Here is a 19,795-nt window from a genome sequence, read left to right as displayed (position 1 = left end):
AACCAGGTGGGCACCACACGCATCCGGAGGGCCGCATGGCTTCCACGATCCCCGACCCGCTCCCAGGCCCTCAGGGCGCAGAGGTCGCCTTGCAGGAGACCGATCGGCCCGGCCGCATCGAGGCGCACGGCATCGACCACATCCCCGAGTCCGAGCGCCACGGGCACCCCCGCGAGCTCTTCTCCGTGTGGGCCGCGGCGAACGTCAACTACCTCAGCCTCGTCATCGGCGGAGCCCTCGTCCTGATGGGCCTGAACCTCTGGCAGGCCGTCGCCGTGACGGTCGTGGGCAACCTGTTCTGGCTGCTCCCCGGCCTCCTCGCCACCTCGGGACCGGCCGCCGGCGCACCCAGCGAGGTGATCACCCGGGCCGTCTACGGCGTCCTCGGCAACCGTGTGAACAACGCGGTCGGCGGCTGGCTGGTCTCCGTCTGCTACTTCGCCCTCAACCTGGCCGCCGCGGCCACCGCGGCCTTCGCGCTCGTCGAGAGGGCCGGCATCACGGCCGACACCCCCGTCAAGGTGGCCGTCATCGTGGTCATCGCCGCGCTCACGCTGATCATCAGCGTCTACGGGCACGGCCTGATCATCAAGCTGTACCTGCCGATCACCCTGGTCCTCGCCGGGGCCTTCGCCGTCGTCGCGTTCGCCGTCCTGCGGCACGCCGACTTCTCGTACGCCCCCGCCGAGCAGCCCGGCGGAGTCGAGCTCTGGGCCCTGCTCCTCGCCGGCACCACGATGATCGCCTCGGGCCCGCTCTCGTACACCACGAGCGCCGACTTCTCCCGCTACCTGCCCCGCACCGCCTCGAAGAAGGCGATCATCGGCTGGAACGCGCTCGGTGCCTTCCTGCCCAGCGTCGTCGTCTGCTCGCTCGGCGCCTTCGCCGCCACCGCCGTCGACATGACCGACCCGCAGACCGCGCTCCAGGAGATCCTGCCCGGCTGGTTCGTCCCGGTCTTCCTGCTCGCCCTGGTCCTCGGCACCATCTCCATCAACGCCCTGACCGCGTACAGCGCCGGACTCGCGCTCCAGGCCGTCGGCCTCCGCATCCGACGCTCCGTCAGCGTCCTCTTCGACGGGGCCGTCGCCGTCGCCCTCACCCTCTACGGGCTGCTCGTCTCCAACTTCCTCGACACCGTCAGCAACGCACTCCAGGTGATCACCGTCCTGATCGGCCCCCTGATGGCGGTCTACGCCACCGACGTCCTGCTGCGCCGCTGCCGCTACGACGGCCTCGCGCTCTCGGACGAGACCCCCGGCAGCCCCTTCTGGTACAAAGCCGGCGTCAACCCGGCCGGTGCCCTCGCGCTCGTCGCCGGCGTCACCGCGGCGGCCCTCTGCGTCAACACCCTCTACACGGGCCCGGTCGCCGCCGCCCTCGGCGGCATCGACCTCTCCCTCCCCGTCGGCATGGTCGTCGCCGCCGCCCTGTACGCCCTCCTCATGCGCAAGGACCGCACCCTGCTCGCCGCCCGGGCGGAGGCGTGAACAGCCCTCGCCGTACGACCCTCCGGATCACCGGGGACACACCCCGCCGACGCGGCGAGGACCGCGGCCGGCAGGCCCGCGCCGACATCACGCGCGCGTGGCAGGTGTACGAGGAACTCTTCGCGACCGTCGCCGCCGGGAACGCCCGGACGCTCGACGTGCCCGCCCTCGCCCTCCGCACCGTCAAGGCGGCCCGGGCCTGGGCTCCGGAGCTCGTCGCCGAGATGGAGGGAGTCGCCGAGGGCGCCGGAATGCCGTTCTGGACGATCGCCGCGCTCAACGCCCGCACCGAGATCCTCGCCGAGGCCGGCGCGCCCCGCACGGGCGAGTGCTCCACCCTCGTCCGGGTCGGCCCCCGGACCACCGGCGGCCAGTGCTGGGACTGGCACCAGGAGCTCGCCGACGCCTGGCACCTCCAGACCGTGGCGGGGGACGCCCAGGGCTTCGCCGGGATCACCGAGTACGGCATCCTCGCGAAGATCGGCGTCAACGAGGCGGGCGTGGGCGTGCTCTTCAACATCCTCGGCCACGCGGACGACGCCGCGACCGGAGTGCCCGTCCACCTGGTCGCCCGTCAGGTGCTCGGCGCGGCCGGATCGTTCGCCGAGGCGGTCGGCATGCTGACCGGCGCCCCCGTCTCGGCCTCCACGGTCGTCACCGTGGTGACCGCGGACCGGGCCGCGTCCGTGGAACTCGCCCCGGCCGGCTCGGCCGTGGTCGCCCCGGACGACCGGGGCTGGCTCGTGCGCACCAACCACTTCCTCGCCCCGGCCCTGGCCGCCGGGGAACTGCGCGGCCGCCGGGAGCCGGAGACGTACGACCGCCACCGGCTGCTCACGGAACGCGTGCTCACCCACGGCGGCGGGCCCGGCACCGAAGAGTCCGACGCGGGGACGTCCGACGCGGGGACGTCCGACGCGGGGACGTCCGGCCTGGAGACAGCAGGCCTGGAGACAGCAGGCCTGGAGACAGCAGGCCTGGAGACAGCAGGCCTGGAGACAGCAGGCCTGGAGACAGCCGGACGGGACGCGTTCGGTCGCCACCCGTCCGGCCCGGAGCCATCCGGCCTGGACGCGTCCGACGGCGCGGCGCTCGGCCCGGAGTCGCTCGTCGGACTGCTCACCGCCCATCGGGACGACGGTGCCGAGGTGTGCTGCCACGCCCCGGCCGAAGGCCGACTCGGCAGCCGGTGGGCGACCCTCGCCACCGTGGCCGTCGACCCGGCCGAGCGGCGCCTGAGGGTGCACGACGGAGGCCCCTGCTCGGCGGGGCCCGGGACCTGGACCCCGCTCACCGCACCCCGGCGCTGAGGCGGGGCGCGCCCACCACCGCGCACCGGTGCCGCGCGGGACCTTCAGTCCCGGCGTACTCCCGCCGCCTCGACCAGGCCCCGCATCACCCGCAGGTCGTCGCCCATCTCCGGATGCCACTGGACGCCCAGGACCCAGTCCGGGTCGGCCAGCTCGACCGCCTCCACCGTGCCGTCCTCCGCGTGGGCGGAGACCGCGAGCCCCGAGCCCAGCCGGTCCACGGCCTGGTGGTGGTAGGTCGGGACCTCGGCGAGTTCGGGCACCAGGGAGGCGTACCGGCTCCCCGGCACCGGCTTCACCGCGTGCCGGCCGATCACCCCGACCGCCTCGACGTGCCCGTCCAGGTGCTGGATCAGCGTCCCGCCCCGGGCCACGTTCAGGAGCTGCATGCCCCGGCAGATGCCGAGCAGCGGGGTCCCCGAGGCGATGGCCGCCTCGATCAGGGCCAGCTCCCAGGCGTCCCGCTCCCGGGCCGGCGGGCCGGTACGGGAGTCGGGCTCGGCCCCGTACCGTACGGGCTCCACGTCCGCCCCGCCCGCGATCACCAGTCCGTCGAGCCGGGCCACCACCGCCGCGGCGGCCTCCGGTGCGTCGGGCGGCAGCATCACCGCGATCCCCCCGCTCTCCTGGACGAGCCGCGGGTACGGCGCGGGGAGCAGCGCGGCCCGCATGTCCCACACGCCCCAGCGGGCCTGGTCCAGATAGGTGGTCACGCCGATGAGCGGCTTGGACACGGAACGTCCTCCAGGAGAGCGGTGTACGGGGGCGGGGGAAGGGGGCGCGGGGTAGGGGATCGGGTACGGACGGTCAGTCGCGTGCGAGCTCGGCCTCGGCGGCCGCGAGCGCGGCGAACTCCTCCTCGGGCGCCCTGGCCACCAGATGGTGTCGACTGTAGAACGCGAAGTAGGCGAGGGCGATCGCGTACACCCCGAGTGCCATGAACGCCGCCGTCCGGTCCACCAGGAAGGTCGCGACGAGGGCCGAAAGGGCCAGGACGAACGCCACCGACGAGGTGACGATGCCGCCGGGTGTGCGGTACGGCCGGTGCAGGCCGGGCTCGCGGCGCCGCAGCACGATGTGGGAGAGCGCCATCAGGGCGTACGAGATGGTGGCGCCGAACACGGCGATGTTCAGCATCCGGGCCCCGTCCCCGGTCCCGGCGGCCAGCGCGAAGCCGATCGCGCCGGGGATCAGGAGTCCCAGGTACGGCGACTTGCGGCGGCTGGTGAGGGAGAGGAACCGGGGCAGGTAGCCCGCCCGGGAGAGGGCGAACAGCTGGCGCGAGCCGGCGTAGATGAGGGAGAAGAAGGAGGCGACCAGACCGGCGAGGCCCGCGTAGTTCACGAAACGGCTGAGCGCGGTCGGCTCCCCGTCGCCCTGGAGCGCCACGACCAGCGGGTTTCCCGCCTCCTGGACGGCGGCCGCACCGCGCGCCCCGGTCGCGGCGAAGAAGGTCATCACGGCGAGCAGCACCAGGATGCCCATGGAGATCGCGAGCGCCTTCGGCATCGACCGCACCGGGTCCTTCGCCTCCTCGGCGGCGAGCGGCACGCCCTCCACGCCGAGGAAGAACCACATGCCGAAGGGGAACGCCGCCCAGATCCCGAGGAGACCGAACGGCAGCCAGGAGTTGGCCCCGAAGGCCTCGCCGTCGACCGGGATGTCGTTCAGTCCGTCGACGTGGAAGTCGGTGAGGGCGCCGAGCGCGAAGACGACGAGCGCCGCGACCGCGATGGCCGTCACGATCAGGCTGAAGCGCAGGGCCTCGCCCACGCCCCACAGGTGGATCCCGATGAAGAGCGCGAAGCAGACCAGATAGACGGGCCAGCCGGACTCCAGGCCGAACAGGCCGAGGGACTCGACGTAGTCGCCGATGAAGATGGAGATCGCGGCGGGCGCGAGGATGTACTCGATGAGGATCGCGGTGCCGGTGAGGAACCCGCCCCAGGTGCCGAGCGCCCGGCGGGCGAAGCCGTAACCGCCGCCCGCGGTGGGCAGGATGGCGGAGAGTTCGGCGAGGGCGAAGACCAGACAGGCGTACATCGCGCCCATCAGGACCGTGGCGATGGCGAGTCCGCCGAAGCCGCCCTTGGAGAGGCCGATGTTCCAGCCGGAGAAGTCCCCGGAGACGACGTAGGCGACGCCGAGCCCGGTGAGCAGGAGCCACCCGGCGCTGCCGCGGCGCAGTGCGCGGCGCTCCAGGTAGTCGTCCTGCGGTGGGGTGGTGCCTCCGGAACTCCCGGTGGTTTCTTCGAGCGTCATGGCAGCGTCAGCTCCCCGCAACGGGCCCAATGGATTGGTGCCATACCTTTGCGGTGCAGACGTGAGAGCGCAACCCCCGTGCGTTACTTTCGGGTTACGTACCCGAGGGCGCCCGTCTCATGTCAAGAACCCCCGGAGCAGCGCAGCCGTCCCCGAGCAGTGCTCCCGCATCACCTCGCGCGCCGCGTCCGCGTCTCCGTCAAGGACCGCCTCCACCAGGGCGGTGTGCTGGTGCTGGGAGTGCTCCAGGTTGCGCACGAGCAGCGGGATGCAGTCCAGCAGGTCGTTCACGGTGGCCCGTACGGCGGCGTACTGCGCGGTGAGCGTCGGCGAGCCGGAGAGCTCGGCCAGGGTGAGGTGGAGCAGGGTGTCCTGGCGGCGGTAGTCGGCCAGCGGGGCGTCATGGGTCGCCGCCACGGCCGTCCGCAGCCGCTCGGCGCCCGCCGCGTCGAGACCGTGGGCCGCGCAGAGCCCGGCGGCCCCGACCTCCAGGACCTCCCGGAAGCGCAGGGTGTCCTCCATGTCGACCGTGGCGATACGGCGGCGCAGCTCGTCCTCGTCGGCGGTCTGGACGCGGGGGAGCACGAACGTTCCGCCGTAGCGGCCGCGCCGGCTCTCCACGAGGCCCTGCTCCTGGAGGACCTTGAGGACCTCGCGCAGGGTCACCCGGCTGATCCCCATCCGGTCGGCCAGCTCCCGCTCGGCGGGCAGCCGCTCCCCGCCGGGCACGAGTCCGAGCCGTACCACCTGGAGGATCTGCTCCAGGGCCTCCTCGAAGCCGTTGCCCGCCCGGACCGGCCGCAGCACGGGCGTCAGCCGGTCCGCCGATTCACTCGTACTGGCCACGTTGTCGATTCCCTCTCGTCAGCACTTCCCAAGCAATGGTCTTCCGCAATACCTTATGGCTTCCGGCAGGCCGAAGGAGGAGCAATCCCGTGGCAGACCGCAAACCCCCGCTCACCGTCGAGGAGCTCCGTGCCCTCGTCGCGAGCGGCGAGATCGACACCGTCGTCCTGGCCTTCCCCGACATGCAGGGGCGGCTCCAGGGCAAGCGGTTCGCCGCCCCGTTCTTCCTGGACGAGGTACTCGGCCACGGCACCGAGGGGTGCAACTATCTCCTGGCCGTCGACACCGAGATGAACACCGTCGACGGCTTCGAGATGTCCTCCTGGGACCGCGGCTACGGCGACTTCGCGATGCACCCCGACCTCACCACCCTCCGCCGACTCCCCTGGAACGAGGCCACCGCCATGGTGACGGCGGACCTCGCGTGGGGCGACGGCACCCCCGTCGTCGCGGCGCCCCGCCAGATCCTCCGGCGCCAGTTGGAGCGACTCGCGGAGCACGGCTTCACCGCGCACGTCGGCACCGAGCTCGAGTTCATCGTCTTCAAGGACAGCTACGAGCAGGCCTGGGACGCGAACTACCGCGACCTCACCCCCGCCAACCAGTACAACATCGACTACTCCGTCCTCGGCACCGGACGCATCGAACCCCTCCTGCGCCGCATCCGCAACGAGATGACCGGCGCCGGACTCACCGTCGAGTCCGCCAAGGGCGAGTGCAACCCCGGCCAGCACGAGATCGCCTTCAAGTACGACGAGGCCCTCGTCACCTGCGACGGACACGCCGTCTACAAGACGGGCGCCAAGGAGATCGCCGCCCAGGAGGGCTACTCGCTCACCTTCATGGCGAAGTACAACGAGCGCGAGGGCAACTCCTGTCACATCCACCTCTCCCTCCAGGATGCCGAGGGGACGAACGTGATGGCAGGGGACGACCCGCACGGGATGTCCGCGACCATGCGGCACTTCCTCGCCGGACAGCTCGCCGCCCTCCGTGACTTCTCCCTCCTCTACGCCCCCAACATCAACTCCTACAAGCGGTTCCAGCCCGGCTCCTTCGCGCCCACCGCGGTCGCCTGGGGCCACGACAACCGCACCTGCTCGCTCCGGGTCGTCGGCCACGGCCGCTCCACCCGCTTCGAGAACCGCCTCCCCGGCGGCGACGTCAACCCGTACCTCGCCGTCGCCGGCCTGGTCGCCGCCGGCCTGTACGGCATCGAGCAGCAGCTCGAACTCCCGGAGCCCTGCACCGGGAACGCTTACACCGCCGAGTACGCGCACGTGCCCACCACCCTGCGCGAGGCCGCCGAACTCTGGGAGACCAGCGAGATCGCCAAGGCCGCCTTCGGGGACGAGGTCGTCGCCCACTACCGCAACATGGCCCGCGTCGAACTCGACGCCTTCGACGCGGCCGTGACGGACTGGGAACTGCGCCGCTCCTTCGAACGCCACTGACCCGGAGGATCCGGACCTTCCCCGCGTACGCCTCTGAGAGGAACGAGTTGCTCCAGGTACTGAACCCGGCGACCGAGGAGCCGGTCGCCACCGTCCCCGCCGCGACCCCGGCCGACGTGGACGCCGCCGTCGCACGGGCCGCCGCCGCCCAGCGCGGCTGGGCCGCAGCCGCGCCCGCCGACCGCGCCCGGCTGCTCCGCCGCTTCGCCGCCGTCGTCGACGACCACGTCGAGGAACTGGCCCGCCTCGAAGTCACCGAGGCCGGCCACACCATCGGCAACGCCCGCTGGGAGGCCGGCAACGTCCGCGACCTGCTCGACTTCTCCGCCGGGGGAGTGGAGCGCCTCAACGGGCGCCAGATCCCGGTGGCCGGCGGCCTGGACGTCACGATCCTCGAACCGCTCGGTGTCGTCGGCGTCATCGCCCCCTGGAACTTCCCCATGCCGATCGCCGCCTGGGCCACCGCACCCGCCCTCGCCGCCGGCAACGCCGTCCTCCTCAAGCCCGCCGAGACCACCCCGCTCACCGCGCTCCGGCTCGCCGAACTCGCCCTGGAGGCGGGCCTGCCCGAAGGCCTCTTCCAGGTCCTCCCCGGCACCGGCCCGGTCGCGGGCAACGCCCTCGTCGAACACCCCGGCGTCGCCAAGATCGTCTTCACCGGCTCCACCGGGGTCGGCAAGTCGATCATGGCGAAGTGCGCCGGCCAGGTGAAGCGGCTCACCCTCGAACTCGGCGGCAAGAGCCCCAACATCGTCTTCGCCGACGCCGACCTCGAAGCCGCCGCCGCGGCCACGCCCATGTCGTTCCTCGACAACAGCGGCCAGGACTGCTGCGCCCGTACGCGCATCCTCGTCCAGCGGAGCGTGTACGACCGCTTCATGGAGCTGCTCACCCCCGCGATCGAGGAGATCGTCGTCGGCGACCCCGCCGACGAGCGCACCCAGATGGGCCCGCTCATCTCCCGCGCCCAGCTCGACCGCGTCCGCTCCTACGTGCCGGACGACCTCCCCGGCATCCGCGGCAAGGCCCCCGAGGGCCCCGGCTTCTGGTTCCCGCCGACCGTCCTCACCGGCCTCTCCGAGGACGCCCCCTGCGCCGTCGAGGAGGTCTTCGGACCCGTCGCCGTCGTCCTCCCCTTCGAGGACGAGGCCGACGCGATCCGCCTCGCCAACGCCACCGAGTACGGCCTGTCCGGCTCGATCTGGACCCGGGACGTCGGCCGCGCCCTGCGCGCCTCCCGCGCCGTCCGGGCCGGCAACCTCTCCGTCAACTCCCACTCCAGCGTCCGCTACTGGACCCCGTTCGGCGGCTACCAGCAGTCCGGCCTCGGCCGCGAACTCGGCCCCGACGCCCTGACCGCCTTCACCGAAACCAAGAACGTCTTCATCAGCACGGAGGCCTGAGCACACATGACCAGCACCAGCACCGAAGAGATCGTCTGCCGCCGGCTCGTCGGCCGCACCGCCGTCATCACCGGAGCCGGCAGCGGCATCGGCCTCGCCACCGCCCGCCGCCTCGCCTCCGAGGGCGCCAACGTCGTCTGCGGCGACATCGACGAGACCGCCGGCAAGGCCGCCGCCGAGGAGGTCGGCGGAACCTTCGTGAAGGTCGACGTCACCGACCCCGAGCAGGTCGAGGCGCTGTTCAAGACCGCCTTCGACACCTACGGGTCCGTCGACATCGCCTTCAACAACGCCGGCATCTCGCCGCCCGACGACGACTCCATCCTGGAGACCGGCCTGGACGCCTGGAAGCGCGTCCAGGACGTCAACCTCACCTCGGTCTACCTGTGCTGCAAGGCCGCCCTGCCGTACATGCGCCGCCAGGGCAAGGGCTCCATCATCAACACCGCCTCCTTCGTCGCGATCATGGGCGCGGCCACCAGCCAGATCTCGTACACCGCCTCCAAGGGCGGCGTGCTCGCGATGTCCCGCGAGCTCGGCGTGCAGTTCGCCCGCGAGGGCATCCGCGTCAACGCCCTGTGCCCCGGACCGGTGAACACCCCGCTCCTCCAGGAGCTGTTCGCCAAGGACCCCGAGCGGGCCGCGCGCCGCCTGGTCCACATCCCGGTCGGCCGCTTCGCCGAGGCCGAGGAGATCGCGGCCGCGGTCGCCTTCCTCGCGAGCGACGACTCGTCCTTCGTCAACGCCAGCGACTTCCTGGTCGACGGAGGCATCGCGGGCGCGTACGTGACGCCCCTCTAGACCGCCGCCACCCCCCCCCACACCCCCACATCCCCACCGGGCAGCCGGGCGTCGCAAGGCGCCCGGCTGTTCCGTGTCCGGAACAGCCCCGACAGGAGAGTGATCATGAACCGACGTTCCCGAGTCCGTACGTCCGCGGCCGCCGCAGCCGCCCTCGCCCTCGCCGCGACGAGCCTCGGCTCCGCCACCACCGCCGAGGCGAAGCCCCAGGAGCACCGCGCGCCCCGGCCGTGCCCCACCCTCACGGTCTCCGAGGGCTGGTACGGCGACAACAAGGCACGCGTCGACGCCCTCGTCGCCGACCACTGCCGCGACAAGGGGAGGAAGCCGGTCGCGGTCTTCGACTGGGACAACACCGTCATCAAGAACGACGTCGGCGACGCCACCCTCTACTGGCTGCTCCGCAATGACCGCGTCCGGCCCCCGAGGAACGGCGACTGGTCCACCACCAGCCGGTATCTGACCCCCGAGGCCGCGGCCGCCCTCGGAGACGCCTGCCCCTCCCGCGTACGCACCCTCCCCACCGCCACCGACACCCGATGCGCCGACGAGATCCTCGCCGTCTACGGAACCGGTGCCACCAGCGGCGGCGCCGACGCGTTCGCCGGCTTCGACCACCGCCGCATGGAACCGCAGTACGCCTGGCTCGCCCAGCTCCTGCGCGGCTGGACCACCCGCGAGGTCGAGTCCTTCGCCGCCGCCGCCCGCGCCGAGAACCTCGCCGCTCCGCAGGGCGCCACCCAGCGCGTCGGCACCGCCCGGGTCACCGGCTGGGTCCGCTACTACCCCCAGCAGCGCGACCTGATCCGTACGCTCCGGGCCGCCGGCTTCGACGTCTGGATCGTCTCGGCCTCACCCGAACCCGTCGTCGACGTCTGGGCGAAGGGCGTCGGTGTCCAGCCCTCCCACGCCCTCGGGATCCGCAACACCACCGACCACGGCCGGCTCACCGCCCACCTCAAGGGCTGCGGGACGGTGCGGGACGGGGAGGACGGGATGATCACCTACATCGACGGCAAGCGCTGCTGGATCAACCAGGAGATCTTCGGCGTCCGCGGCCCCGCCGCCGAGCGCGTCCAGCCCGCCTCCCGGCGCCAGGTCTTCGCCGCCGGTGACTCCGACACCGACATCTCGTTCCTGCGGGACGCCACCGGACTGCGCCTGGTCCTCAACCGCAACAAGAACGAACTCATGTGCCGGGCGTACGAGAACGGCGACGGCCGCTGGATCGTCAACCCCATGTTCATCGAGCCGAAGCAGCGCAAGACCACCCCGTACCCCTGCGCCACCACCGGATACACGGCGCCCGACGGTACGGCGGAACCGGTCCGTCGGCCCGACGGCAGCGTGATCCCGGACCAGTCGGACCGGGTCTTCCCGTCCTAGAGGAAGGTCTGCCCCTCGCCCCGGTACGTCGGCACGGTCGCCGTGATCCGGTCGCCCTCGACCAGCCGCAGGCTCTCGAACCGCTCGCACAGCTCGCCGGCCTTCGCGTGCCGGAACCACACCTTGTCGCCGATCCGCAGATCGTCGGCCGGCGAGCCGAGCAGCGGGGTCTGCACCTCGCCCGGACCCTCCTGGGGGTCGTACGTGAGCCCCTCCGGCAGATACGGCACGGGCAGCCGGTCGGGCCCGGCGGCCCCGGACGCGGGATAGCCGCCCCCGAGGACGGTCACCACGCCGACACCCGGGCGGCGGACGACGGGCTGCGCGAAGAGCGCCGCGGGCCGGCCGTTGAACGAGGTGTAGTTGTCGAAGAGGCGCGGCACGAAGAGCCCCGAACCCGCGGCGATCTCCGTCACCGCGTCCTCGGCGGCCGTGTGCTGCACGCTGCCGGTGCCCCCGCCGTTCACGAACTCCAGGTCCGGTGCCACGGCCCGGACGGCACGCACCACGGCCGCCCTGCGCTCGGCCAGCTCCCTGCGGGCCGCCGCCTGCATGAGCCGGATCGCCCGCGACCGCAGCGGCCGGCCGGCGATCGCGTCGCCGACACCCGCGACATGCCCCTCGTACGCCATGATCCCGACCAGCCGGAACCCGGGGCGCCGCACCACCGAACGGGCCAGCTCCGCGAGTTGCGCGGGCTCGCGCAGCGGGGAGCGAAGGGCACCGACGCGGATCCGGCCGCCGAGGAGGCTGAGCGCCGTGTCCAGCTCCAGACAGACCCGGACCTCCTCCGTCCCGCCCGCGCGGGAGGCGTCGATCAGATCCAGCTGCGCCACGTCGTCGACCATCACCGTCACGGCGGCCGCCAGCTTCGGATCGCGCGCCAGCTCGCCGAAGCCGGTGCGGTCCGCCGACGGATAGGCGAGGAGCACGTCCTCGAACCCGGCACGGGCCAGCCACAGCGACTCGTCGAGCGTGAACGACATGATCCCGGCGAAGCCCTCCCGCGCCAGCACCCGCTCCAGGAGCGCCCGGCACCGCACGGACTTGCTCGCGACCCGGACGGGCTTGCCGCCGGCCCGGCGCACGAGGTCGTCCGCGTTGGCGTCGAAGGCCTCCAGATCGACGATCGCCACGGGCGCGTCGAGATGAGCGGTGGCCCGGTCGTAACGGGCCCGGTCGGCGGCACGGGGAGTCATGGCCCGAGCTTGCCAGACAGGTTTACGGGTGGGTAGCCCCTGGGTTCCCGTACCAGGGGGAACAGCCCGTAGAGTGACGGGCATTGTCGACACGAGCGGGGGGACGGGGATGACCGGCGAACAGCGCCCCGGCACGACCTCCCGCATCACGGACGCCCTCCTCCGACCGGACCCGGCCCCGGCCCCGTCCGAGATGGAGACGACGACGCGGCTGCGACCGATCAGACCGGGGGACGCGCCGCCGGCGCCAGGGGTCGGACCGGTGGCCGCGACGGCCCCGGCGACCCAGCCGAGGCCTCCTGAGACCGCGCCCCGCCCGGTGACCGTGCCCACGGCCTCGACGGCCGTGACCGCGCCCCGCCCGGCGACCACCGCGACGGCACCGTCGGCTCCGCCACGGGTGGCCTCGGCGCCTGCGGTGCGCCCGGAGTCCGGCCCGGCGACCCGAGCGCCCGAGGTTCCGGTGCGGCCCGCACCGGGCCCCGCGACCCCGGCAACCCTGCCCGGGGGTACGGCTCCAGGCCGCCCCGCATCTGCGACGTCAGGCCCGGCAGCCCCTCCTGCGGCGGGGTCCCCGCCTCCAGGCTCGACCGCTCCGGCGTCCGGTCCCGCAGCCTCCCCTGCGGCCGGGTCCCGCCCGGTGCCCGCTCCGGCGACTCCGTCCGGTCGGGTCTCCGGCCCGGCGGCTCCGCCGCGGGCGAGCTCGGCGGTCTCGCAGCCGATGCCTCCGTTGGCGGGTTCCGCGACTCCGTCCGCCGCTCCGCGCCGTCCGGCGTCCGGTCCCGCGCGTTCGACGCCGGCGACCCCGCCCCGCCCGACGACCGCTCCGGCGGCACCGTTCCGCCTGCCGGCTCCTCCGGCTGCACCGTTCCGCCCGCCGGCTCCTCCGGCTTCCCCGGTCTCCGCAGTGACCTCCGCCGTGCCGGCCCCGGGTGAAACCGGCAGCTCGCCCCGGACGATGCCCGCTCCTTCCGCCTCCGCCTCAGGTCCGGGTTCGGCGGCTGCCGCTCCGAATCGGCCGATGCCCGGTCCTGCCGCTCCGGCGCCCGGCGCCCCCTGGCAGCCCGCGTCCGCCGCCCCGTCCCGGCCCGCGCCCGCCACCCTCCCGCGGCCGGCCGCAGGTCCCACCGCCCCCCACCCGCAGCCCGCGCCGGCCCGGCCGACGCCCCGCCGGACGAACCCCGCGCCCGCCGCCGCAGGCCCCGCCCCGGTCGCTCCCGCCCACGCGCGCCCCGCTTCCGGTCCCGCCGTGCCCCACCACGCCCGGCCCCACTCCACCCCGTTCGGCCACGCCCACGGCCACGGTGCCCACCGGGCCGCCACCGCCGCCCTGCCGCCCGAGACTCCCGCCGAGACCACCACGCGGCTCCGGCCCGTGCGGGAGCGGCGGACCGGGCGGGCCATCGCCGTCGGCGTCTGCGCCGTGCTCGGGATCGGGCTCATCGGCGGGGCCCTCGCCGGCATGTGGCTGGCCGCCGCCGAGTCCGGGGAGCCCGCCGAACCCGCCGGGTACACCCAGGCCAAGGACCTCTGGCACAACGCCCCCGTCGACACCCTCTTCCCCCGCACCCTCGCAGGACCCGGCGCGGGGCCGGGCGGCGCCGCCCGTACCTGGACCCGGATCGTCGTCGCCCCCGACGCCGTCTGTTCGCCGGCGGTCCTGGCCAAGGGCCTCCTCGCCACCCTCCGGCCGCTCGGCTGCGAGCGCGTCCTGCGCGCCACGTACACCGACGCCACCGCCAGCAGCGTGATCACCGTCGGCCTCGTCTTCACCCGTGCCGACGCCACCACGCAGCGCACCCTCGGCCAGGGGCTCACCGCCCGCCTCGGCCAGGACGTCCCCCCGGCGCTCTCCGGCCCCGGCACCGTCGCGGCCCGCTTCGGCGCGAAGCAGCGGGCCGGCTGGTGGCTGAACGCCCCCACCGACCTCCCCGTCGTCGTCACCGCCGTCTCCGGCTTCGCCGACGGCCGCGCCGTCGAGGCCCCGCAGCCCGCCGACCGCGCCATGACCGCCGGCCGTACCGACGCCACCGCGCAGTCCGGCCTCGGCCACGAGGCCAAGAACATCACCCTCCGTTTCGAGCAGCTGCTGCGCACGGCCGTCGCCCCGCCGGCGAAGGACAAGGAGAAGGACGCCCGGTGACCCGCCTCCGCACCCCCGCGGCCGTCCTCCTCGCCACCGCCTTCGCCGTCCTCCCCGCCACCACCACACCCGCGTACGCCGACACCATCCGGGCCCGGCAGTGGGGTCTCCAGGCCCTCCACACCACGGAGGCCTGGCGCACCACCAAGGGGGAGGGCATCACCGTCGCCGTCCTCGACACCGGCGTCGACGACCAGCACCCCGACCTCGAGGGTTCGGTCCTCGCCGGCCGCGACCTCGTCGGCTTCGGGGCCTCCCGGGGCGACCGCGCCTGGGCCCGGCACGGCACCGCCATGGCCGGGATCATCGCCGGGCACGGCCACGGCCCCGACGGCGGCGACGGCGTCCTCGGCATCGCCCCCGACGCCAGGATCCTGCCGGTCCGGGTCATCCTCGAAGGCACCGACAAGTCCCGCGACAAGGCCCGCAAGACCCGGGGCACCGCGCTCGCCGAAGGCATCCGGTGGGCCGCCGACCACGGTGCCGACGTCATCAACATGTCCCTGGGCGACGACTCCAAGTCCGCCCACCCGGACGCCGGCGAGGACGCCGCCGTCCAGTACGCGCTCGCGAAGGGCGTGTCCGTCGTCGCCTCCGCCGGCAACGGGGGCGAGAAGGGCGACCACATCTCGTACCCCGCCGCCTACCCCGGCGTCATCGCCGTCACCGCGGTCGACCGCTACGGCACCCACGCCTCCTTCTCCACCCGCCGCTGGTACGCCACCGTCAGCGCCCCCGGTGTCGACATCGCCATCGCCGACCCGGACCGCCGTTACTACGAGGGCTGGGGCACCAGCGCCGCCGCCGCGTTCGCCTCCGGAGCCGTCGCCCTGGTCCGCTCCGCGCACCCCGACCTCACCCCGGCCCAGGTCAAGCGGCTTCTCATCGACACCGCCCGCAGCCGCCCCAAGGGCGGCCGCAGCGACGCCAAGGGGTACGGGACGGTCGACCCGGCCGCCGCGATCGAGGCCGGCGCGAAGATCAAGGGCGGCGACCCCAAGACCACGGCCACCGGCTACCAGGGCCGCCACTTCGGGCCCGGACCGCTCCCAGCCCCCGAGGAGAGCCGCCCCATCGGCCTGCTCGCCCCGCTCACCGGCGGCCTCGGCGCCCTGCTCCTCCTCACCGCCGTGATCCTCCGCCGCGCCCACCGGACCCGCTAGGACCTACCGGACCCGCTAGGACTCACCGGGCCCGCCAGGACTCACCGGGCCCGCCAGGACTCACCGGGCCCGCCAGGACCCACCGGGCCCGCCAGGACCCGGCGGACCGAACGCCCCCGCGCGGCGGTTAGGCTCGGTGCGTGGCGCTCAAGAACATCCCGGACCCCGGTTTCTCCGACGACGACGGCACCGCCGACCCGCGGCTCGCCGCGGCCCTCGCGGCCTGGGCGGAGGACAGAACCGCCCACGGCCCCGTCCTCGACGCGCTGCGGGAGGCCCGGCTGCTCGTCCCCGTCGTCGCCGTCCTCGGCGAGGTCGAGACCGACGAGAACGGCCTGCGCCGCGAGAAGACCAGCGACATGGCGGTCCCCACCCTCACCGCCGGTGACCGGCGCGCCCTGCCCGCCTTCACCTCGATCGCCTCGCTCGCCCTGTGGGACCCGGAGGCCCGGCCCGTGGCCGTCCCGCTCCACCAGGCGCTCCAGGCGGCCGCGCACGAGAAGGCCGACACGGTCGTCCTCGACCTCGCGGGCCCGGTGCCGTACCAGCTGACCGGCCCGGCCCTGCTCGCCCTCGCCGAGGGCCGCACCAGCGCCGACCCCCTCGACGACCCCGCCGTTCGGGAAGCGGTACGGGTCGCCGTCGCCGCCGAGCCCGCGGTGCTCCGTGCCCACCTGGGCCCCGGCGCCGCCGACGGCACCCTCGCCCTGGTCCTCGCCGAGGGGGGCTCCCCGGCGGAGGCCGCCCAGCGCGTGGCCCGCGCCCTGGCCGCCGACGAAACACTGAGGGCCCGCCTGGTGCGGGGCCTCGACCTGGCACTCCTGCCGGCCTCGGCCACGCCTCCGGGCGAGCCCTTCTACGTAAAGCGGTAAGCGACGAGGGCGTACCCCCGCCCCCGACCAGGTCCTAGCCGTACACCGGCCCCGTGTACTTCTCGCCCGGCCCCTGGCCCGGCTCGTCCGGGATCAGGGACGCCTCGCGGAAGGCGAGCTGGAGGGACTTCAGGCCGTCCCGCAGGGGAGCCGCGTGGAAGGACGACACCTCCGTCGCGCCGGCGTCGAGCAGGCCCGCGAGCGCGTGCACCAGCTTGCGGGCCTCGTCGAGGTCCTTGTACTTGTCGCCCTCCTCGGTGAGTCCGAGCTTCACCGCGGCGGCGCTCATCAGGTTGACGGCGACGGTCACGATCACCTCGACCGCGGGGACCTCCGCGATGTCGCGGGTCATGGCGTCGAAGTCGGGGGAATCGGCGGTGTCGGGGGAGTCCGGGGACTCGTTCTGGGGCGTCTCGCTCATGCCTCATACGATATGCCGGTCCTCGGTTAGCGGAGACCGCCGGGTCCTGCTAACCTTGTGTAACGACCGGCCGGACACCTGTGTGCCCGGCCCACAAGTGGAGGCTCCGTACTCCCACCTGACCGCCCTCACGGGTGGCGGGTCACCGGTCAGGTGGCGCCCATCGTTCCGTACGGACGATGGAGCCGCCCGATGTGCGCCCCGCGGTTGACCGCGGCGGTGCTCCGGTATTTCTGTGGAGCCCCGCCTGTGTCCCGTCCGGGGCATTTTTCATGTACCGGCTCGGTTGGTCTCACCAGAAACAGACATGCGCGTCCGTCCGCCAGGCGGTCGCGTGGTGCTACCGAGGAGGATCCATCAGCGCCGAGCCCCGCATCAACGACAGGATTCGCGTTCCCGAGGTGCGACTTGTCGGACCCAGCGGCGAGCAGGTCGGGATTGTTCCGCTTGCCAAGGCCCTGGAGCTCGCACAGGAGTACGACCTCGACCTGGTCGAGGTAGCGGCGACCGCCCGTCCGCCCGTGTGCAAGCTCATGGACTACGGGAAGTTCAAGTACGAGTCGGCCATGAAGGCCCGTGAGGCGCGCAAGAACCAGGCGCACACGGTCATCAAGGAGATGAAGCTCCGGCCGAAGATCGACCCGCACGACTATGACACCAAGAAGGGTCACGTCGTCCGGTTCCTCAAGCAGGGTGACAAGGTCAAGATCACGATCATGTTCCGTGGTCGTGAGCAGTCCCGTCCCGAGCTTGGTTTCCGGCTGCTGCAGCGGCTGGCGTCGGACGTCGAGGAGCTTGGCTTCATCGAGTCCAACCCGAAGCAGGACGGCCGGAACATGATCATGGTTCTCGGCCCGCACAAGAAGAAGACCGAGGCCATGGCCGAGGCGCGTGAGGCCCAGGCCGCACGCAAGGCCGAGCGTCAGGGCGTCACCTCCGAGGAGACGTCCGAGGCTCCGGTCGCCGAGACCGAGGCGGAGGCTCCGGTCGAGGCCGAGGCCGCTGAGGCTCCGGTCGTCGAGGCCGAGGCGGAAGCCCCGGCCGAGAACCCCGAGGCGTGACCCGACGGGCTGCCAACCAGGCAGCCCTGGGCCCCGCCCGGAACCACCAAACGAAGATTTGACGCTCCCGGATCACCGGTGCCCGCACCGGTGGGGAGCGCCACTGACGAGGAGATACGGCGCGATGCCGAAGAACAAGACGCACTCCGGTGCCAAGAAGCGCTTCAAGGTCACCGGCACCGGCAAGATCCTGCGCGAGCGCGCCGGCAAGCGCCACCTGCTCGAGCACAAGTCGTCCAAGCTGACGCGTCGCCTCACCGGCAACGCCGAGATGGCCCCGGGTGACGCCGCCAAGATCAAGAAGATGCTGGGCATCTGAGTTTGATCTCCCGCTCTCGGCGACGAGAGCTTCCGGCCAAGACCGGGAACCATCCGTTTTTCGGGTCGTGTGAGGACCACCACGACCCCGCTACAAGGAGTTAACAAGTGGCACGCGTCAAGCGGGCAGTCAACGCCCACAAGAAGCGCCGGGCGATCCTCGAGGCGGCCTCCGGCTACCGCGGTCAGCGCTCGCGCCTGTACCGCAAGGCCAAGGAGCAGGTCACCCACTCCCTGGTCTACAACTACAACGACCGCAAGAAGCGCAAGGGCGACTTCCGTCGGCTGTGGATCCAGCGCATCAACGCCGCTGCCCGCCAGAACGGCATGACGTACAACCGCCTCATCCAGGGTCTGAACGCCGCCAACATCGAGGTGGACCGCAAGATCCTCGCCGAGCTGGCCGTCAACGACTCCAACGCGTTCGCCGCGCTGGTCGAGGTCGCGCAGAAGGCTCTGCCGGCCGACGTCAACGCCCCGAAGGCCGCCGCCTGATCTTCCAGGCCGCAGTACTTCTGCCCGGACCCGCAGGCGCGCACGCGTCTGCGGGTCCGGGTGCGTCTGCCCCCTGAAGGGTGTTCGGTGGAGGTGGGCCGCCCCGGCCCGAAGCGCCACCGAGTCAGGCCCGAAGCGTCACCGACCCCGGCCCGAGACCGGCTCCGCGACCGGACACCGAACGTCACGCGACCGGTCACCGAAGGTCACGCGACCGGTCACCGAAGCCCCGGTCACCGAAGCCCCGGACCCTGAAGCCCGGACCCCGAAGCCACCCGGCACCGAAGAGAGAACCGCCGCACCTCATGGTCACCCCCGAGCTGATCTCCCCGCGTTCCCCGCGCGTCGTCGCCGCCCGGCGGCTCGCCAAGCGCAACTTCCGGGGCAAGGACCGCCTCTTCATCGCCGAGGGCCCGCAGGCCGTCCGTGAGGCCGTCGAGCACCGCGGTTCCACCGGAGAGCCCACGCTCGTCGAGCTCTTCACCACCGTCGAGGCCGCCGAGCGCTACAGCGCCATCATCGAGGCCGCCCTCGCCGCCGGGGCCCGCGTCCACCACGCCTCCGACGCCGTCCTCGCCGAGGTCTCCCAGACCGTCACCCCGCAGGGGCTCGTCGGTGTCTGCCGGTTCCTCGACTCGCCGTTCGAGGAGATCGTCGCGGCCCGCCCCAAGCTGGTCGCCGTCCTCGCCCACGTACGCGATCCCGGGAACGCCGGCACGGTGCTGCGCTGCGCCGACGCGGCCGGCGCCGACGCGGTCGTCCTCACCGACGCCTCCGTCGACCTCTACAACCCGAAGTCCGTCCGGGCCTCCGTCGGTTCGCTCTTCCACCTGCCGGTCGCCGTCGGTGTCCCCGTCGAGCAGGCCGTCGCCGGGCTGAAGAGCGCGGGCGTACGGATCCTCGCCGCCGACGGGGCGGGTCAGGACGACCTCGACGCCGAGCTGGACGCCGGCACCATGGGCGGGCCCACCGCCTGGATCTTCGGCAACGAGGCCTGGGGGCTGCCCGAGGAGACCCGGGCCCTCGCCGACGCCGTCGTCCGCGTCCCGATCCACGGCAAGGCCGAGAGCCTCAACCTCGCGACGGCCGCCGCGGTCTGCCTGTACGCCTCCGCCCGCGCACAGCGGCCCCGAACCTCCGCCTGAGGGGTCCATTCCGCCCTCCCCGCCCA

At 73.2% G+C, this 19,795-nt stretch carries 18 protein-coding genes; 13 read left to right on the top strand and 5 right to left on the bottom strand.

Features of this window, described 5'->3' with window-relative positions; all coding sequences use genetic code 11:
- Positions 1 to 35: 35 nt before the first annotated feature.
- Entirely contained in the window at positions 36 to 1,490 is a 1,455-nt protein-coding gene (locus E0F75_RS13355) for a cytosine permease (RefSeq protein WP_187622725.1), read from the top strand.
- Positions 1,487 to 2,800: a C45 family peptidase gene (locus tag E0F75_RS13350; RefSeq protein ID WP_187622724.1), complete on the top strand. Its 1,314-nt coding sequence runs from the start codon at positions 1,487 to 1,489 to the stop codon at positions 2,798 to 2,800. Before E0F75_RS13355 ends, E0F75_RS13350 begins: the two co-directional genes overlap by 4 nt.
- A 44-nt stretch (positions 2,801 to 2,844) precedes the next feature.
- On the opposite strand, the gene E0F75_RS13345 is transcribed toward E0F75_RS13350, so the two are convergent.
- The 3 genes from E0F75_RS13345 to E0F75_RS13335 form a co-directional block, all read right to left on the bottom strand.
- Entirely contained in the window at positions 2,845 to 3,534 is a 690-nt protein-coding gene (locus E0F75_RS13345) for a gamma-glutamyl-gamma-aminobutyrate hydrolase family protein (RefSeq protein ID WP_187622723.1), read from the bottom strand.
- A 73-nt stretch (positions 3,535 to 3,607) separates the two neighbouring features.
- Entirely contained in the window at positions 3,608 to 5,062 is a 1,455-nt protein-coding gene (gene eat / locus E0F75_RS13340; protein WP_030316063.1) for an ethanolamine permease, read from the bottom strand.
- Between the two features lie 117 nt (positions 5,063 to 5,179).
- Positions 5,180 to 5,908, bottom strand: a complete 729-nt coding sequence (locus E0F75_RS13335) for a FadR/GntR family transcriptional regulator (protein ID WP_073914967.1) — start codon at positions 5,906 to 5,908, stop codon at positions 5,180 to 5,182.
- An 89-nt stretch (positions 5,909 to 5,997) separates the two neighbouring features.
- Here E0F75_RS13335 and E0F75_RS13330 point away from each other — a divergent pair, with 89 nt between their 5' ends.
- From E0F75_RS13330 to E0F75_RS13315, 4 genes are all read left to right on the top strand, one after another.
- A complete protein-coding gene (locus E0F75_RS13330) occupies positions 5,998 to 7,362 on the top strand; it encodes a glutamine synthetase family protein (RefSeq protein ID WP_187622722.1) in 1,365 nt (454 codons plus the stop codon).
- Positions 7,363 to 7,409: 47 nt separating this feature from the next.
- Complete coding sequence (locus E0F75_RS13325; protein WP_187622721.1) at positions 7,410 to 8,765, top strand: aldehyde dehydrogenase; 1,356 nt, start codon at positions 7,410 to 7,412, stop codon at positions 8,763 to 8,765.
- Positions 8,766 to 8,771: 6 nt separating this feature from the next.
- Complete coding sequence (locus E0F75_RS13320) at positions 8,772 to 9,566, top strand: 3-oxoacyl-ACP reductase (RefSeq protein ID WP_187622720.1); 795 nt, start codon at positions 8,772 to 8,774, stop codon at positions 9,564 to 9,566.
- 105 nt (positions 9,567 to 9,671) lie between these two features.
- The gene (locus E0F75_RS13315) at positions 9,672 to 10,952 is read left to right on the top strand and encodes an HAD family phosphatase (RefSeq protein WP_187622719.1); all 1,281 of its coding nucleotides are present in this window, start codon (positions 9,672 to 9,674) and stop codon (positions 10,950 to 10,952) included.
- Here E0F75_RS13315 and E0F75_RS13310 read toward each other — a convergent pair.
- Positions 10,949 to 12,151, bottom strand: a complete 1,203-nt coding sequence (locus E0F75_RS13310) for an amino acid deaminase/aldolase (protein WP_187622718.1) — start codon at positions 12,149 to 12,151, stop codon at positions 10,949 to 10,951. The two genes, E0F75_RS13315 and E0F75_RS13310, sit on opposite strands and share 4 nt — an antisense overlap.
- 1,249 nt (positions 12,152 to 13,400) lie before the next feature.
- Here E0F75_RS13310 and E0F75_RS13305 point away from each other — a divergent pair.
- The 3 genes from E0F75_RS13305 (at position 13,401) to E0F75_RS13295 (ending at position 16,329) form a co-directional block, all read left to right on the top strand.
- Complete coding sequence (locus tag E0F75_RS13305; RefSeq protein WP_229312661.1) at positions 13,401 to 14,294, top strand: hypothetical protein; 894 nt, start codon at positions 13,401 to 13,403, stop codon at positions 14,292 to 14,294.
- Entirely contained in the window at positions 14,291 to 15,457 is a 1,167-nt protein-coding gene (gene mycP, locus E0F75_RS13300) for a type VII secretion-associated serine protease mycosin (protein ID WP_187622717.1), read from the top strand. Before E0F75_RS13305 ends, mycP begins: the two co-directional genes overlap by 4 nt.
- A gap of 140 nt (positions 15,458 to 15,597) precedes the next feature.
- Positions 15,598 to 16,329 (top strand): SseB family protein, encoded by a 732-nt coding sequence (locus E0F75_RS13295; protein ID WP_187622716.1) that lies wholly within the window; start codon positions 15,598 to 15,600, stop codon positions 16,327 to 16,329.
- A 34-nt stretch (positions 16,330 to 16,363) separates the two neighbouring features.
- On the opposite strand, the gene E0F75_RS13290 is transcribed toward E0F75_RS13295, so the two are convergent.
- The gene (locus E0F75_RS13290) at positions 16,364 to 16,750 is read right to left on the bottom strand and encodes a DUF1844 domain-containing protein (RefSeq protein WP_030316083.1); all 387 of its coding nucleotides are present in this window, start codon (positions 16,748 to 16,750) and stop codon (positions 16,364 to 16,366) included.
- 272 nt (positions 16,751 to 17,022) lie between these two features.
- Here E0F75_RS13290 and infC point away from each other — a divergent pair, with 272 nt between their 5' ends.
- The 4 genes from infC (at position 17,023) to E0F75_RS13270 (ending at position 19,769) form a co-directional block, all read left to right on the top strand.
- Complete coding sequence (infC, locus tag E0F75_RS13285; protein WP_194480803.1) at positions 17,023 to 17,811, top strand: translation initiation factor IF-3; 789 nt, start codon at positions 17,023 to 17,025, stop codon at positions 17,809 to 17,811.
- A gap of 124 nt (positions 17,812 to 17,935) precedes the next feature.
- Entirely contained in the window at positions 17,936 to 18,130 is a 195-nt protein-coding gene (rpmI, locus tag E0F75_RS13280) for a 50S ribosomal protein L35 (protein WP_030316087.1), read from the top strand.
- A 107-nt stretch (positions 18,131 to 18,237) separates the two neighbouring features.
- Positions 18,238 to 18,624 (top strand): 50S ribosomal protein L20, encoded by a 387-nt coding sequence (gene rplT / locus E0F75_RS13275; protein ID WP_187622715.1) that lies wholly within the window; start codon positions 18,238 to 18,240, stop codon positions 18,622 to 18,624.
- 305 nt (positions 18,625 to 18,929) lie between these two features.
- Positions 18,930 to 19,769, top strand: coding sequence for an RNA methyltransferase (locus E0F75_RS13270; RefSeq protein ID WP_030316091.1), 840 nt, complete (start codon positions 18,930 to 18,932; stop codon positions 19,767 to 19,769).
- Positions 19,770 to 19,795: the final 26 nt, after the last annotated feature.

This window comes from Streptomyces sp. CB02980, assembly GCF_014451325.2.
In the GTDB taxonomy this organism is placed as follows: domain Bacteria; phylum Actinomycetota; class Actinomycetes; order Streptomycetales; family Streptomycetaceae; genus Streptomyces.
Note: the sequence above shows the minus strand (reverse complement) of the source record. Positions and strands in the feature narration are given on the sequence as shown.

Coding starts and splice junctions, on each gene's coding strand:
- E0F75_RS13355 (WP_187622725.1), top strand. CDS start 36: ATGGCTTCCACGATCCCCGACCCGCTCCCAGGCCCTCAGGGCGCAGAG.
- eat (WP_030316063.1), bottom strand. CDS start 5,062: ATGACGCTCGAAGAAACCACCGGGAGTTCCGGAGGCACCACCCCACCG.
- E0F75_RS13320 (WP_187622720.1), top strand. CDS start 8,772: ATGACCAGCACCAGCACCGAAGAGATCGTCTGCCGCCGGCTCGTCGGC.
- E0F75_RS13315 (WP_187622719.1), top strand. CDS start 9,672: ATGAACCGACGTTCCCGAGTCCGTACGTCCGCGGCCGCCGCAGCCGCC.
- E0F75_RS13310 (WP_187622718.1), bottom strand. CDS start 12,151: ATGACTCCCCGTGCCGCCGACCGGGCCCGTTACGACCGGGCCACCGCT.
- E0F75_RS13290 (WP_030316083.1), bottom strand. CDS start 16,750: ATGAGCGAGACGCCCCAGAACGAGTCCCCGGACTCCCCCGACACCGCC.
- infC (WP_194480803.1), top strand. CDS start 17,023: ATGTACCGGCTCGGTTGGTCTCACCAGAAACAGACATGCGCGTCCGTC.
- rpmI (WP_030316087.1), top strand. CDS start 17,936: ATGCCGAAGAACAAGACGCACTCCGGTGCCAAGAAGCGCTTCAAGGTC.
- E0F75_RS13270 (WP_030316091.1), top strand. CDS start 18,930: ATGGTCACCCCCGAGCTGATCTCCCCGCGTTCCCCGCGCGTCGTCGCC.